Source organism: Sphingomonas sp. IC-56 (genome assembly GCF_021043375.1).
GTDB lineage: Bacteria > Pseudomonadota > Alphaproteobacteria > Sphingomonadales > Sphingomonadaceae > Sphingomonas.
Genome location: NZ_JAJNDV010000004.1, coordinates 179,079 through 194,621 on the forward strand (window position 1 = coordinate 179,079; position 15,543 = coordinate 194,621).

Annotated in this window: 11 protein-coding genes, 2 tRNA genes and 1 pseudogene; 8 read left to right on the forward strand and 6 right to left on the reverse strand. The window is 66.9% G+C overall.

Annotated features, from left to right (window positions below):
• Window positions 1-45: 45 nt before the first annotated feature.
• From LQ953_RS07490 to LQ953_RS07500, 3 genes and pseudogenes are all read left to right on the forward strand, one after another.
• A tRNA-Asn gene (locus tag LQ953_RS07490) sits at window positions 46-120 on the forward strand.
• Between the two features lie 49 nt (window positions 121-169).
• Window positions 170-244: transfer RNA gene (locus LQ953_RS07495), tRNA-Asn, on the forward strand.
• Window positions 245-307: 63 nt separating this feature from the next.
• Window positions 308-732 (forward strand): annotated as a pseudogene (locus LQ953_RS07500) (secondary thiamine-phosphate synthase enzyme YjbQ).
• Window positions 733-743: 11 nt separating this feature from the next.
• Here LQ953_RS07500 and LQ953_RS07505 read toward each other — a convergent pair.
• Complete coding sequence (locus LQ953_RS07505) at window positions 744-938, reverse strand: KTSC domain-containing protein (RefSeq protein WP_231030100.1); 195 nt, start codon at window positions 936-938, stop codon at window positions 744-746.
• 71 nt (window positions 939-1,009) lie between these two features.
• Between LQ953_RS07505 and LQ953_RS07510 the strand changes: the two genes are divergently transcribed.
• The 3 genes from LQ953_RS07510 to LQ953_RS07520 all read left to right on the forward strand — a co-directional run bounded on the left by LQ953_RS07510 (window position 1,010) and on the right by LQ953_RS07520 (window position 3,283).
• Window positions 1,010-2,026, forward strand: coding sequence for an adenosine deaminase (locus tag LQ953_RS07510; protein WP_231030101.1), 1,017 nt, complete (start codon window positions 1,010-1,012; stop codon window positions 2,024-2,026).
• Window positions 2,023-2,538, forward strand: a complete 516-nt coding sequence (locus LQ953_RS07515; protein WP_231030102.1) for a phosphoribosyltransferase — start codon at window positions 2,023-2,025, stop codon at window positions 2,536-2,538. The genes LQ953_RS07510 and LQ953_RS07515 overlap by 4 nt, the downstream gene beginning before the upstream one ends.
• Before the next feature lie 130 nt (window positions 2,539-2,668).
• Window positions 2,669-3,283, forward strand: coding sequence for a CC0125/CC1285 family lipoprotein (locus LQ953_RS07520; protein ID WP_231030103.1), 615 nt, complete (start codon window positions 2,669-2,671; stop codon window positions 3,281-3,283).
• A 198-nt stretch (window positions 3,284-3,481) separates the two neighbouring features.
• Here the strand turns inward: LQ953_RS07520 and secA are convergent, their stop codons facing one another.
• The gene (gene secA / locus LQ953_RS07525; protein WP_231030104.1) at window positions 3,482-6,223 is read right to left on the reverse strand and encodes a preprotein translocase subunit SecA; all 2,742 of its coding nucleotides are present in this window, start codon (window positions 6,221-6,223) and stop codon (window positions 3,482-3,484) included.
• Window positions 6,224-6,332: 109 nt separating this feature from the next.
• Window positions 6,333-6,593 carry a hypothetical protein gene (locus LQ953_RS07530; protein ID WP_231030105.1) on the reverse strand — a complete coding sequence of 87 codons (261 nt, stop codon included), beginning with the start codon at window positions 6,591-6,593 and terminating at the stop codon, window positions 6,333-6,335.
• Between the two features lie 142 nt (window positions 6,594-6,735).
• Here LQ953_RS07530 and argJ point away from each other — a divergent pair, with 142 nt between their 5' ends.
• A complete protein-coding gene (argJ, locus tag LQ953_RS07535; protein WP_231030106.1) occupies window positions 6,736-7,956 on the forward strand; it encodes a bifunctional glutamate N-acetyltransferase/amino-acid acetyltransferase ArgJ in 1,221 nt (406 codons plus the stop codon).
• Window positions 7,957-7,961: 5 nt separating this feature from the next.
• Entirely contained in the window at window positions 7,962-8,573 is a 612-nt protein-coding gene (locus LQ953_RS07540; RefSeq protein ID WP_231030107.1) for a glutathione S-transferase family protein, read from the forward strand.
• Window positions 8,574-8,770: 197 nt separating this feature from the next.
• On the opposite strand, the gene trxA is transcribed toward LQ953_RS07540, so the two are convergent.
• From trxA to addB, 3 genes are read right to left on the reverse strand one after another with little or no spacing between them, the layout of a single operon-like run.
• A complete protein-coding gene (trxA, locus tag LQ953_RS07545; RefSeq protein ID WP_184083270.1) occupies window positions 8,771-9,091 on the reverse strand; it encodes a thioredoxin in 321 nt (106 codons plus the stop codon).
• Between the two features lie 55 nt (window positions 9,092-9,146).
• The gene (gene addA, locus LQ953_RS07550) at window positions 9,147-12,575 is read right to left on the reverse strand and encodes a double-strand break repair helicase AddA (RefSeq protein ID WP_231030108.1); all 3,429 of its coding nucleotides are present in this window, start codon (window positions 12,573-12,575) and stop codon (window positions 9,147-9,149) included.
• A gap of 23 nt (window positions 12,576-12,598) precedes the next feature.
• On the reverse strand, window positions 12,599-15,538 hold the full coding sequence (gene addB / locus LQ953_RS07555; RefSeq protein ID WP_231030109.1) for a double-strand break repair protein AddB: 2,940 nt from the start codon (window positions 15,536-15,538) through the stop codon (window positions 12,599-12,601).
• Window positions 15,539-15,543 lie beyond the last annotated feature (5 nt).

The following is a 15,543-nucleotide window of genomic DNA, read 5'->3' on the forward strand; positions in this document are numbered from 1 at the left end:
GCTTGCACTTCCAAAAACACGGGCTATAGACGCCCCCACGCTTGTTCCCTGATAGCTCAGCGGTAGAGCTCTCGACTGTTAATCGAGCGGCCGTAGGTTCGAATCCTACTCAGGGAGCCAGCCGTTGGCCTAGCGCCGGCGGCAGGCGAAACAGCTTGGACATGGGTATTCCCTGATAGCTCAGCGGTAGAGCTCTCGACTGTTAATCGAGCGGCCGTAGGTTCGAATCCTACTCAGGGAGCCACGTTTTTCGACACTCGCATCGATACAGTGGCGGGGCTCTTGCCCAGGCTGCTAGCGTGTTCCCATGCAGCCGCTCCGCCAAGCAACACACATCCTCCACATCGACACGCAGGGCCAGGGTGTGGTCGAGATCAGTCGGCCGGTAACCAGCTGGGTTGCGGATGAGGCCGTCGGTCAGGGGCTGCTTACCCTGTTCTGCCGCCACACCTCCGCATCGCTGCTGATCCAGGAGAATGCCGCGCCTGAGGTGCGCAGCGACCTGGAGGCGTGGATCGCGCGGCTGGCACCGGAGGGCGACCATTATGCCCATGACGACGAAGGCCCGACGACATGCCCGCGCACCTGCGTGCCACGCTTACGGGCATCCAGCTGACAATCCCGCTAATCGAGGGGCAACTGGCGCTCGGCACCTGGCAGGGCATCTACCTGTTCGAGCATCGCCGTCGTCCGCACCGCCGCCAGATTGCGATGCACCTGCTGGGCAGTTGAGTCCGCTCGTTTCAGTGCTCGGTGAAGGCGAAGTAATCACGGATGTGGCGGTTGAAGTAGCCACCCTTGGATAACGCCGCCTGCATCTCCTCGGCTATCCTGGGCGGCACCTGATGATAGCTGTAGCGCCGTCCGCTGACGAACAGGATGTCAAGCCGGCGCTCGGCCTGGTGATAGCGCCAATTGCGGATCACGCTGGATGGCATGTCGCTTCAACGCACAGGACCGCGCGGCGCTCCTGCTTGCGCCACCCGGCCACCCCTGCGATGTTGCGGCGATGACTGATCTCGACGCCTTCATCACCGGCCTGCCCAAGGCCGAACTGCACCTGCATATAGAGGGTTCGCTAGAGCCTGAACTCATGTTCGAACTGGCGCAGCGCAACGGTGTGGCGATCCCGTTTGCGACTGTAGAAGACGTGCGCGCAGCGTATAACTTCTCGAATTTGCAGGATTTTCTCGACATCTACTATGCCGGGGCGGAGGTGCTGCGCACCGAGGCGGACTTCCGGGACCTGGCGCTCGCCTATTTCAAGCGCGTGGCGGCCGACGGGGTGGCCCATGCCGAGATTTTCTTTGATCCCCAGACACATACGCATCGCGGCATTCCCTTCGGCGTGGTCGCAAACGGCCTGCTTGCGGGCATGGCGGAGGCCGAGAAGCAGCATGGAATCACCTCCAAGCTGATCCTGTGTTTCCTGCGCCACCTGAACGAAGAGGATGCGTTTCAGACGCTTAGCCAGGCACAGCCTTGGATCGAGCAGATAGAAGGGGTCGGGCTCGACTCCTCCGAAGTCGGCCATCCGCCCGCCAAGTTCGAGCGCGTGTTCGCCGCCGCCGCCGCAATGGGGCTGAAGCGCCTCGCACATGCCGGCGAAGAAGGTCCACCCGCATATGTTAGCGAGGCGCTCGACCTGCTGAAGGTCGACCGGCTCGACCATGGCAATCGCAGCCTGGAAGACCCGCGGCTGGTGGCCCGTCTGGCGCGATCGAGAATGACCCTGACGGTCTGCCCGCTGTCCAACGTCAAGCTGTGCAACGTCGCCTCGATCGACGCACACCCAATCGACCGCATGCTCGAACTCGGGCTGCGCGCGACGGTCAACTCGGACGATCCGGCCTATTTCGGCGGCTATGTCGCCGACAATTATCGCGCGGTGGCCAGCGGACGCGGGCTCGACAAGCGGGCGCTCGCGACCCTGGCGCGCAACAGCTTCCTGGGCTCATTCCTGCCGGACGATGCTGTTGCCGAGCATCTGGCCCGGCTAGACGCCTATGTGGAGGCGCACGCATGAGCGAGATCGTCTTCAACCACTTCACCCACGACTCGTTGGTCGCGGGCGTCCACGCCATCGCCGAGGCGGCGTCCGGCTGGTCTCCCACGCTGCTGGTGGGCGTCGGACGCGGCGGACTGGCACCGGCCGTCTACCTTTCCCACCGCATGAGCCTGGCGATGGTCTCGATCGACCATTCCACCCGCATCGCCCAGTTCGGCGAGGAACTCGTCGCAGTGCTCGCGCAGCGCACGCGCGAAGGCGACCGGCTGTTGTTCGTAGAGGACATCAACGACAGCGGCCGCACCATCGGCGAACTTCGCGCCGCGCTGGCAGCGCAGGGTGCGCTTTCGGAGAACATCCGCTTCGCCGTGCTGCTCGACAATATCCGCTCGGCCCAGCGAGTCGACTACGCCTTTCAGACGCTGGATCGCAGCATCACCAAGGACTGGTTCGTGTTCCCATGGGAGGCGGTCGCACCCAAGGCCGCACTGGACCAGGATGCGGCGGAAGTGCCTGAAAGAATTGCCTGAATGCGTTTTGTTCAGCTGCCGTCAATCGACAGAAGTGCACAACTCACCGCATTCGCGTAAGGACATTTCGAGCCCGGTGCGCGTTACTCCAGCAAGAACTCAGAACAACAGAATAGAGATCGGAGAATCCATGCCGAATCCAACTCTTCGCCGTCGACGCCTGGCGCGTCTCGGCGCAGTTGTGGCGGGCAGCCTTGCGCTGGCCTCGTGCATGACTGCAACGCCCTATCGTCCGGCCACCGGCAACGGCTCGTCCGCGACCGGCTATTCGGACCAGCAGATCGAAAGCAACCGTTTCCGCGTCAGCTTCGCCGGCAACAGCCTCACCTCGCGTGAGACTGTGGAGCGCTACCTGCTGTTCCGCGCGGCCGAACTGACGGTGCAAAATGGCGCCGACTATTTCATCCTGGCCGACCGCGACACCGAGAAGAAGAGCCGCACCTATGCCACTCCGGGAATCGGCGGAGGCTTTGGTAGCGGTTTCTACGGCAGCCCGTGGGGCGGCTGGGGCCCATCCTGGCGCTATTACCGTCCGCGCTTCGGCTGGCGCAGCTGGGATCCCTTCTGGGGCGATCCCTTCTTCGACCGCAGCGTCGATATCCGCACGGTGGAACAGTATGAAGCCGTTGCGGAGATCGTGATCGGCCGCGGCCCGAAGCCGGCGGACAATGTCCGCGCGTTCGATGCGCGCGAGGTACTCAACCGGCTTGGGCCGACGATCCAGACCCCGCAGCAGGGTCGCTGATCCGAGGCCAGTCACAATAAAAGCCCTCCCGGAGCCTGCTCCGGGAGGGCTTTGTTTTGGGTGCGGTGACCGCAGTTGTAGCACAAGCTGTTCCCCGGCGAAGGCCGGGGCCCAGTTGCCATGCACTGGCGGGCGTTTCCCCGCCGCCACTGGGCCGAGGCTGGGCCCCGGCCTTCGCCGGGGAACCTGTGTTGACCCTTACGCCACCGCGCCGTGGCAGTGCTTGTACTTCTGGCCCGATCCGCAAGGGCACGGTGCGTTGCGGCTTACCAGGCCGTCCCACTGCGACGGGTCGGTGCCCAGCCCGTCGCCTGAAGGCTGCGGAATGCCCATCTGGGGCAGGCGGGTGGTGATCAGCCCCTGTGCGCCCGCATCATAGTCATAGCTATCGTCCTCGCCGGTGAACGGATCGATATGCGTCGTCAAGAAGTCGGGAAGTTCAGGCAGGTCCTGCGGCGGGGCCATGCTGAACTGAGCATGCGCCAGCGTGCGGGTCACGTCTTCGCGGATGTTGGTCAGCATCCGCTCGAACAGCGCGAACGCCTCATGCTTATACTCGTTGAGCGGCGTCTTCTGCGCATAAGCGCGCAGGTGGACGACCTGGCGCAGCGCGTCGAGCGTCGCCAGATGCTCCTTCCAGTGATGGTCCAGATTCTGGAGCAGGATCGACTTCTCGATCTGGGCCCAGGTTTCCGGTTCCAGATCTGCCGACTTGGCATTGATGTGCGCATCGGCCATTTCGCGGATGCGCTCCTCGACCGTTTCCGGCTCGATCGCGTCCTCGGCAGCAATCCAGTTGGCGAGCGGCACCTCGATGCCCAGCGTTGCGTGCACCTTTTCGGTCAGCCCCGCCACGTCCCATTGCTCGGGATAGCTGTTCGGCGGGCACGCCTCGCCGACCAGGCCGTTCACGGTCTCGCGGCGCATGTCCTCGACCACGTCGCCGATCGTGTCGGCGTCCATGATGTCGGCGCGCTGCTCATAGATGACCTTGCGCTGATCGTTCATCACGTCGTCATATTCAACGACCTGCTTGCGGATGTCATAGTTGCGCGCTTCGACCTTCTTCTGCGCAGTTTCGATGGCCTTGGTCAGCCACTTGCTGCCGATCGCCTCGCCATCCTCGATGTTGTTGCGCATCATCTTGGAAAACAAGGTGTTCGATCCGAAGATACGCAGCAGATCGTCGTCCAGGCTGAGATAGAAGCGGCTGAGGCCCGGATCGCCCTGACGCCCCGAACGGCCGCGCAGCTGGTTGTCGATGCGACGGCTCTCGTGCCGCTCGGTGCCGAGCACGAACAGGCCGCCGGCCTCGCGCACACGCTCCTTTTCGGCGGCGATTTCGCGGCGGATCTCGTCGACCCGTGCGTCCCGCTCCGCCCCCTCGGGCATGTCGCCCAGTTCGTCCTCGATGCGGAATTCGAGGTTACCGCCCAGCTGAATGTCGGTGCCGCGGCCCGCCATGTTGGTGGCGATTGTCACTGCGCCCAGGCGGCCCGCCTGTGCGACGATGCCGGCTTCCAGCTCGTGGTGGCGCGCGTTCAGCACCGAATGCTCGACGCCCTCCTTCTTCAGGAACTCGGACAGCAACTCGGACTTTTCGATCGAGACGGTGCCGACCAGCACCGGCTGGCCCTTGGCCGAGTGCGCCTTGATCTTCTTGGCGATCGCCGCGAACTTTTCCTCGGTGGTCTTGTAGAACTCGTCTTCCTCGTCGACGCGCCGCACCGGCACGTTGGTCGGGATGGTGACGACGTTCATCTTGTAGATGTCGAAGAATTCCGGCGCCTCGGTCGCGGCGGTGCCGGTCATGCCCGAAAGCTTGGGGTACATGCGGAAATAGTTCTGGAACGTGATGCTCGCGAGCGTCTGGTTCTCCGGCTCGATCTGGACGCCTTCCTTGGCTTCCACCGCCTGGTGTAGGCCTTCCGACCAGCGCCGGCCGTTCATCATGCGACCGGTGAACTCGTCGATGATCACCACCTTGCCGTCGCGCACGATGTAATCGATGTCGCGCTTGAACAGCACGTTTGCGCGCAGCGCCTGGTTCAGGTGGTGCACCACCTGCGTGTTCTCGAAATCGTACAGGTTGGCGCCCTGGAGCAGCCCGGCGGCTTCAAGCGCGCGCTCGGCCTTCTCGGTACCGTCCTCGGTCAGGATAACGGTGCGCTGCTTCTCATCCTTCTCATAATCCTCAGGGCGGAACAGCTTCACCACCGCGTCCACGCCCATATACAGGTCGGACTTGTCGTCCGTGGGGCCCGAGATGATCAGCGGCGTGCGCGCCTCGTCGATCAGGACCGAGTCGACTTCGTCGACGATCGCCATTGCGAAGGGCCGCTGCACCATCGACGCGCGGTCATACTTCATGTTGTCGCGGAGATAGTCGAAGCCGAACTCGTTGTTCGTGCCGTAGGTGATGTCGGACGCATAGGCGTCGCGGCGCTGCTGGTCGGTCAGGTCGGGCACGATCACACCGGTGGTGAGGCCGAGGAAGCTGTAGATCTGGCTCATCGACTCGGCGTCGCGGCGGGCGAGGTAATCGTTGACGGTGATGACATGGACGCCCTCACCCGGCAGCGCGTTGAGATAGGTCGCCAGGGTCGCGACCAGCGTCTTGCCCTCGCCGGTGCGCATTTCGGCGATCTCGCCGCGATGGAGCACGATGCCGCCGATCATCTGCACATCGAAATGGCGCATGCCCATGGTTCGAACCGACGCCTCGCGTACCGTGGCGAACGCTTCGGGCAGCAGCGCGTCGAGCTTTTCGCCATTGGTCAGCCGCTCACGGAACAGCACCGTCTGATGGGCAAGCGTCGCATCGTCCATCGCCTGAAGCGCGGGTTCGAACGCGTTGATCTTGTTGACGATGGCGCCGAGCGACTTGACGTAGCGGTCGTTCGAGGAGCCGAAAAAGGTCTTGGCCAATCCGCCGAGCATGGCTTGTATCCTGTGATCTGAATGGGGTGCGGGCGCGGCGCTGGGGCTGCGCTCGGTGAAAGCTGTGTGGAAAAGGCGCGCGGTTCCCCTCGGTGGAACCGCGGGAGCGCTATTCGAGCCGGCGCTCGAAGCGGAGGCTGGCGGAGACCGGCGCGGGGGCCTGAGTCACGGCCCAACGCTGCCTGATTTCGGCGAGCGCCTGTGCGACTCCGATGGCCGGCTGTGCCGCCTCGGCACGCTGGGCAACGGCCTGTGCGACCTTGCTTGCCTGCACCACCGCGACGTCCTGCACCTGGCGCGCCCGCGCATCGCCCGAACCGATACCGGTCAGGCTCGCGAACAACGCAGTCAGGAGAAGCAGCAGGTCCAATTCGGCTCTCTTCCAGGCAGAAGCCGGGACATAGTGCGCCCCTGCCCGTTCGTCCAACCCAAAGCGTGCGTTTAGCGCGACGGATGGAGGACGGAGCAAGCCCGCCCTTTATGCACGCCCCCATTTTCGCTAGGCGGCGCCTATGGAAACCTCCCCTCTCGCGCTGCCCTTCCCCGCCCTGCCCGCCATCCCTGGCGTCACGCTGCGCGTCGCGCGTGCGCGCTACAAGAATTGGGACCGGTGCGACCTGACCTTTGTCACGCTGGACGAAGGCACCAGCGTCGCGGGGGTGCTGACCAACAGCAAATGCCCGTCGCCCGAAGTCGAATGGTGCCGGAAGGCACTGGTGCTCGGCCGCGCTCGCGCGCTGGTGGTCAATGCCGGCAATTCGAACGCCTTCACGGGAAATCGGGGACGCGCGGCGGTGGAGGCGATCGCCGCCCGCGCGGCCTCGCATCTCGGCTGCGAGCCATCGGACATCTTTGTGTCTTCCACGGGAGTGATTGGCGTACCGCTGCCCATCGACAAGGCCGAGGCGGGACTGGACGCCGCGTTCGTTGCCGATCCCGCCGGCTGGGAAGCCGCGGCTGAGACGATCATGACCACCGATACCTTCGCCAAGGCGGCGGTGACGCAGGCGGTGGTCGACGGCCGCACCGTCAACCTGGTGGGGATCATCAAGGGCTCCGGGATGATCGCGCCCGACATGGCGACGATGCTGGGCTTCGTGTTCACCGATGCCGCGGTCGACCCCGCCTTCCTCCAGCGCGCGCTTGCCGACGCCAACACCCGCACCTTCTCGTGCATCACCGTCGATGGCGACACCTCGACCAGCGACACGGTGCTTGCCTTCGCCACCGGCAAGGCGGGCAACGCGCCGCTGGCCAGCGATGAGGATGCCGGCGCCGACGCCTTCCGCGCCGCGCTTGCGGACCTGTGCCACCAGCTCGCCCTGCTCGTCGTCCGCGACGGCGAAGGCGCGACCAAGCTCATCCAGATCGATGTCGAAGGCGCGGACAGCGACCGCAGCGCCCACCGCATCGCGCTGTCGATCGCCAATTCGCCGCTGGTGAAGACCGCCATTGCTGGCGAGGACGCGAATTGGGGCCGCGTTGTCATGGCGGTGGGCAAGGCGGGCGAACCCGCCGAGCGCGACAAGCTCTCGATCCGCTTCGGCACCACGCAGGTGGCCCGCGAGGGCCTGGCGGTCGAAGGCTATGACGAAGCCCCCGTCGCCGCGCATCTCAAAGGCAAGGAGGTCGAAATCGGTGTGGACCTCGGCCTGGGCGAAGGTCGCGCGACGGTTTGGACCTGCGACCTCACCCACGGCTATATCTCGATCAACGCCGATTATCGGAGCTGATCCGCGTGCTGACGATCTGGGGCCGGCTTAACTCGCACAATGTGAAGAAGGTCGCCTGGTTCGCCGAGGAACTGGGCATCCCCTATGTCCGCCACGATGTTGGGGGCTCCTTCGGCATAGACGCAGCCTATCTGGCCAAGAACCCGAATGCGTTGATCCCGACGATCGAGGATGGCGAGGTGACGCTGTGGGAGTCTAACGCCATCCTGCGCTACCTGGCCGCGCGGCATGGCGGCGAACGCTTCTGGCCTGCCGACTCAGCGCAGCGCGCCCTGGCAGACCGATGGATGGACTGGCAGTTCGGCTATGCCGATGCGCAACGCGACGCGTTCTTCAATCTGGTGCGCAGGCAGCACGACGCGCGTGATGCTGGTGCCATTGCGCGTTCTGCGGAAGCCTGCGCCAAGCAGATGGCGATCCTCGACCGCTACCTGGCTGAAGCGGCGTGGCTGTCGGGCGCCGACTTCGGCATCGGTGACGTCCCTATGGGCGTGTACGCCCACACCTGGTTCACGCTTGCCATTGATCGGCCGCGGCTGGAGCATGTCGAGGCGTGGTATGCCCGGCTCCGCGAACGGCCGGGCTATGCTAGAGAGGTGATGATCCCGCTGACTTGAAGGCGAGTCCATCAATCCGTCATCCCGGCCTTGAGCCGGGATCCCGCTTCTTCTGACAGTCAAAGCAGCGGGACCCCGGCTCAAGGCCGGGGTGACGAAGAAGATCGATGGTATGAGCCTAGCGGCAGTGCGAGGGCCGCCAGTTGAAGAGCCGCAAGAGAGCCTCGCTTTTGCGAAGACTCTGCGACGTCTTCAGATCAGAGCTCGCGCTCGATCCACTGCTTGATGCCGCTCTTGGGCATCGCGCCGACCTGAGTCGCCGCGGGCTGGCCGTTCTTGAACAGGATCATGGTCGGGATCCCGCGCACGCCGTACTTGGTCGGCGCATCGGGGTTCTCGTCGATGTCCAGCTTCACGATGTTGACCTTGTCGCCCAGCTCGGACGCCAGCTCCTCCAGCGCCGGGGCGATCATGCGGCACGGCCCGCACCACTCGGCCCAGAAGTCGACGAGCACGGGCTTGTCGGCCTGGAGCACATCGGCTTCGAAGCTGGCGTCGGTGGTGGGCTGCGTAGCCATGTAACGGTCTCCTGAATTGTCTTGCGCGCCTATCTATGTGCGCCGGGTCGCCGGCTCAAGCGCGCGAGATCAAGCTTTGCTCCGTCGCCGCGAAGCCGGGCTTGTGCGCGGCGAGCAGTTCGTCGTCCAGCACGTGCAGCACGGGTCCCGCGGTGTAGAGCAAAGCGGCCTCGACGGCTCGCTCGGGGAAGATCACCCGCAACGCTGCGGCATAGGCCGCCATTTGGCGCAGGTGATAGGCCGGAATGTCCTCGGCCAAGCGCGGCGCCCGCCGTCCCGTCTTAAAGTCCACCACCCGCACCCGATCGGGTGTAACCACCAGCCGGTCGACCGTGCCCGAGACCACCAGCCCCTCGACCACCGCGGCGATCGGCGCTTCGGCCAGCGCTTCACGGGCGAACAGTTCGGCAAAGCGCGGATCCTCCGTCACCGCCATCGCGTCGGCGATCAGCGCGGCGCGTACCGACGCTTCCTCGACACCGCCCGCCCCGGCCAGCCATCGGTCGGCCATCGACGCGCGCTCTGTCGGCGCCACGCTCGGCAAGCGCTCGAACAAGGCGTGCAACAGCCTTCCCCGCTCGGCGGCCAGCCGCAGCTTGGGAGAGGGCGGCGGATCGGCCACCACGTCCTCGCCTAGTGACGAGGGCGCCAGCGGCCGCGGCGGCCGCGCTTCCTGTGGTGCCGGGCGAGAGGCCCAGTCGGGCAGCGCGGCGACTGCCTCGGCGGCAGCTTCCGCGCGCGATGCAAGCGCTACCGGCTTGGCGACGCTCAGCCCGCGAAACTCGCGCACGCCCTCGCCTTCGGGCACGCCCAGCGCGTCGAACGCCCGCGTGCACGCACCGTACCAGCTCTTCTCCGGCGGCACGCCCTTGGCCATCGGCCCTAGCGCGCCCGCGATCACCAGCCGCTCCTCCGCCCGCGTCGCTGCGACGTAAAAGAGCCGCCAATGCTCCTGAAGCTCGCGGGCGCTCTCCGCAGCGACGGCCTCCCCCAGTGCGCCGGCCTGCTCGGCCGAACGCGGACGGAAGATCGGGAATTTGGGCCCGTCATGCTCCTCGGGCGCCCAGAGCAGGAAGTCGCGTGGGCTCCGCGTCGGGTCCACCGTTGCGTCCGCCAGGATCACCAGGGGCGCCTGCAAGCCCTTGGCGCCATGCGCGGTCATCACCCGCACCGATCCTTGCGGCTGCGCGGCATCGCGGACGATCTCGACATCGCCGCGATCGAACCAGTCGAGGAAGCGCTGCAACGAGGGCGTCGCCAGCTTCTCGAAATTCAGCGCGGCGTTGAGCAGTTCCTCGATCGGGTCGCGCGCTTCCTCGCCCAACCGCAGCAGCAGCTTGCGACGCCCCTGCATCGGGCCGGACAATATCTCTTCCAGGAAGCGGTACGGCGTGGCGATGTCCGCCCGCGCCAACAGGGCATAAAGTGGCGCCAGCCGTTCCTCGCGCTGCGTCGCGCGCAGATGCCGCCACAGCCCGCCGCTCTCGCGCAGCGCCGCCGCCATCAATTCGTCCTGGCTCCACCCGATCAGGGGCGAAACCAGTAGCGAGGCCAGCGACAAATCATCCTCGGGCTGAAGCGCGAAGCGGATCGCCGCGAGCAAATCCTGCACTGCCAGCGGCGCGTTGAGCCGCAAACGGTCGACGCCGGCCACGGGCACGCCCTCGGCATAGAGCCGCGCGACGATCAGCGAGGCGAGCTCGCCGCGTCGTTTGACCAGGATCATCACGTCCTCGGGCCGCAGCGTGCGCCCCTTGCTCTCCAGCTCCAGTGTGCCGACCCAGCGCTTGATCGCCCGGGCAATGTCGCCGGCAAGCTTGCGGGTGGCGTCGCTCACCCATTCCTCTTCTTCGGCCTCGGTCGCGCCTTCCACCGTTGCTGGCCACAGCGTCACGTTGCCGGGTCCGGGCACTTCGCTGGCATGCGGCTCCAGGTCGCTCATCGGCCCCATGCCGGGTACGGGCAGCTCGGCGAGCGCCGCGTCGACGAACTCCAGCACCGGCTTGGTGGTGCGGAAACTGTGAGTCAGCGACAGTTCCTCGACGCGCCGCGGCTCGGTGTCGAACGCCGGGTCCGGCATGGTTTCCGCCAGCTGCCGGAACCGCTCGAACGCGGCGCGGAAGAATACCGGGTCGGTGCCCTGAAAGCCGAAGATCGCCTGCTTGTAATCGCCCACGGTGAACAGCGTGCGCACCCGGTCGCCCCGCGCGCCCTCGCCGGCAAAGAACTCGTCGGCCACCGCGCCGACGATAGCCCATTGCTGTGGGTTGGTGTCCTGCGCCTCGTCGATCAGCACATGCTCGGTCACCTGGTCGAGCTTGAAGCGCACCCAGTCGCCCATGCCGGGCTCGCCGAGCAGTTCCACCGTGCGCCGGATCAAGTCATTGAAGTCGACCGCGCCCACCCGCCGCTTGGCGGCTGCATAGGCGCGGGCATATTCCCTGCCCGCCTCCAGCCCCTGCGCCAGCAAGTCGGCATAATCCGCCTGCACCTTCATCGCCAACAGCTCGCCGCACCGTCCGTGCAGGCGCATCGCCGCATCGGCATAGCCGGGTTCCTGCGGCGCCTGTCCCTTGCCGAACGAGCGCGGTTCGCCCTTGGCAGTGGCCCAAACCTGGTGGAGCAGCGCCAATCCCTCCGCGCGTGCCTTGGCCGAGAGCCCCAGCCATTTGGCGATGGTGTCGGCCCGCTCCAGCCCCTTGCCGGTCGCCCAGGTGGCGTTCATTGCCGCGACTTCGCGCAGGCTTACGCAATCGAAGCCGTCGTCCCCGCAGCACCGCTCCAGTTCCTCGGCGATGTCGCCTAGCGGTAGGCCCAGCGCGCGGCGGAGGAAGGGCTGGATACCGGTGGGGAGCGCCTCCATCGCCTCGGCGGAATGCGCGCAGGCCTTCAGGAACGCTTCGGCCTTGCCCTCGCCCAGCCTCAGGCTCAGCGCACCGACCGCGTCGGTCAGCCCGCGCCGCCCCTCGCGCTCGGCATCGACCAGCATCTCGGCCAGGCTCTCGCGCGACAGTACCGCTTCCTCGCGCTGGTCGAGCGGGCGGAAGCCGGGGACCAGCCCAGCCTCCAGCGGGAATGCGGAGAGCAGCGACTGGCAGAAGCTGTGGATCGTCTGGATGCGGATGCCGCCGCCCGGCGCGTCGAGCACCTTGGCGAAGAGGGTCCGCGCACGCTGGCGCCCCTCGGGCGATATGCTCTCGCCCAGCGCTTCCAGATCGGCGGTGAGTTCGGCGTCGCTCGCGCGCACCCAGCGCGCCAGGCGGCTGGTGATGCGCTCCGACATCTCGGCGGCGCCGGCCTTGGTGAAGGTCAGGCACAGGATCGCGCTAGGATCGACCCCGGCGAGCAACAGCCGCCACACGCGTGCGGCGAGCACCTGAGTCTTGCCGGTGCCCGCCGAAGCTGACAGCCAGATATGCCGCGATGGATCGCTGGCGAGCCGCTGATTGCCCTTCAGCCGGTGGAGCGGGCGGACTTCAGCCATGCGTTCTCTCCCGCCCGCTCTGTTCAATCACGGCCATACCATTCGTCCCGGCGCATCAGCTGGTCATACTCCGCGTACGGCGCGTAATCTGGGTGCAACTTGGCGGTGAACGGCTCCTCGCCGGTCAGCCACATCCGCGCCGCGCTTTCGAACTGCGCCACCGCCTTGTCGATGAAATCATCGGCGGGCAGATGGTCGCGCCGCTTGGGATCGCATGGGCTTTCGACATAGCCGAACCCACCGAAGCGGTTGCGCGACAAGGACCAATATTCAAACGCCCGCGCCCGCCCGTTGATGTCGTCGAAGCCGCCGCGCTCGGCGATCAGCCCCAGCAACCCCAGCTGCAGGCTGAAGCCCTCACGCACCGCGGCAAGCGATGGCGGCTTGCCCGTCTTGTAGTCGACGATCGCGAGGCCGCCGCCCTCCAACCGATCGAGCCGGTCAAAGGTGCCGCTCAGCTCCACCCCGTCAAACGTGATCACGCCGCGCCGCTCCACCGCGATCACCCGGCGTCCCGTGCCAGCGCTGCTCACCAGTTCAGAGGCGATCCAGTCGATCGCCTCCATCAGCCGCGGCTGCCACAGCGCGCGCATCATCGGATGGGTGCGCTCGTCGCTCAGCATCGCCTCGGCCCGGCCGCGCAGCTTCTCGGGCGCGCAATCATCCTGCTCGAACCAGCGCTGAAGCACGGCATGGACCGCCGTGCCGCGCCACGCCGCGCTGGGATCGGCGTCCACCGAATCCAGCGGCATCAGCCGCAACATGCGCCGCGCGTAAAAGGCATAAGGATCGGCCTTCAGCCGGTCGACCTCGGTGACCGCGATCGCCTTGGGCCGCAGCGCGAGCTCGGGCTTGGGGGCGGGCCGCGCGGCGGGATCAAACCCGCGCGGATCATCAATTGCGGCGATCCAACGCTCCAGCTCGCGCGCCCGCACCAGCCCGCCTGACAAGGCTTCCAGCCGCAGCCAATAGCGCGAGGCGATGGTCGGCGCGGTGGCGTCACGCCGCGCGCGCGTCAGCAGCACCTGCGGCGCGCCCAGCGCTCGGGCAAGATCGTGCGCCGACAATCCGATCCGCCGCTCCAATCCCGGCAGCCCCAGCTCGGCGCGTACCCGCGGCGCCAGCCACGGATCGGGCGCCGGCAATCCCGGCCACATGCCTTCGTTCAGCCCGGCCAGGATCATCAGGTCGGCGGTCTGCAACCGCGCCTCGATCAGGCCGAGAATCGACAAGCGTGGATGCCCGCCCTGCGGCGGCCGCACCGCCTGTTCGTCCATCAGCGTGCGCAGCATCGGCGCCATTGCCTCGGGCTCGGCGAGCGGCGGGCCATGCTCCGCCTCACGCTCCAGCCGGTCGAGCAGGTCGGCGGCGGCGCGTCCTTCCGCCCGGCTCCACACCGCGTCGCCGCCCAGCGTCTGCGCCGCCTCGCGCAACGCCGCAATCATCCCGCCCAGCGGCTGCGGCCCGCGCCCGAACGCCGCCTCCAGCGCGCGCAGCGGCGGCTGGATTTCCTGCCACCAACGCTGCGCGCGTCGCCGTATGGGCGCGTCGCGTCCGCTCTGATCCGCCAGATGCCGCTCGACACCCTCCAGCCCCGCCGCCGGACGCGGCCCGCGCAGCGCGCGGTCGAGCGCACGCGCGCCCTCCAGCCATTCCAGCCGATCAGGCTGCCCTACGAGCGGATGCTTGAGCAGCGTCAGCAGCGGCAAGGGCGCAAACCCTTGCGCGGCTGCATCCGCCAGCGCCGACAGCAGCGTGCCCGGCGGCAGGATCGACAATGGCTGACCCGCCGAGTCATCGATCTCCAGCCCCCAGCGCACACAATGCGCCGCCACGCGCCGCCCAAGCGCGCGGTCAGGCGTGACCAGTGCAGCCGTGCGCCCAGGCGTCTCCAGCACTTCGCGCAGCGCCAGCGCGATCGCCTGCGCTTCCTCGGCGGGCGTCGCCACTTCCAGCGCCCGCACGCCGTCCAGCCGCCGCTCGGCTGCCGGCAGATTGGTCCAGCCATGGGTCAATTCGGGCGGCGCCATCGCCGATGCGATCGCCTTGCTGCGTGCCGGCGGCGCATCAAGCTCGCTGCCCGCGCGCCATTGGTCGAACTCGTCGCGGTGAACGCCCATGCGGTCGAGCAGCAGCTTCAACTGGAACTGCGGATGCGTTTCGATGCTCCGCCGCCGCGCGCCGGTCACCGGATCGGGGGCGTGCGGGCCCAGCATGTCCCACTCCGCCGCGCTGATCGTGGTGGAAAGGCCAGGCAGCACCACCATGCCCCCCGGCATGCCCGCCACCACCCGCAGCAGCCGTGCGATTGCGGGCGCCGAGGTGTTGACGCCGGCCGCGCAAACAAAGCCTTCGGTCGCGGGCCGCGCACGCCAGCGCGTCGCCACGCGGTCGAGCAGCATCCGCCGCCGCTCGGCAAGATCGATCCGCCCGAGCCGCTTCAACTCGCGCGGCCATCGCTCCAGCAGGATCTCGAACAGATTCAGCGATTTCTGCCAATGCGCCGACAACTCGGGCCCGAGTTCCAGTTCATTGAGCGCCTGGGGCGGCACTTCCTCCACCAGCAGCTGGTCCAGCGTCGTCGCCAATTCCCCGGCGAGGCGCAGCGCCTCGGCCGCGTCGACCGGCTGCCCGGCTTCCTGGATCAGCCGCGCCAGGATCAGTTGGCGTTGCAGCGGATCGACCGCGGGGGGAACGGGCTCGGGTACGATGTCGGTGTCGAACACCGCCTCGTCCAGTTCGGGATCGCCAAGCGCCACCAGCCGCGGCAGCAACAGCCCGCCCTCACTCGCCCGGACGAAAGCATCCTGAATCGAGCGTTTGGCGCGGTTGTTGGGCAGCAGCACCGTGCCGCGCGCCAGCCGCATCGGATCGCTGCCGAACCGCCGGATCAGCCCATTCGCCAGCGCGTCGGCAAAGGCGCGATGCGGCGGGATCGTGTACAGGTGCAGCTTGCTTGACATACCCG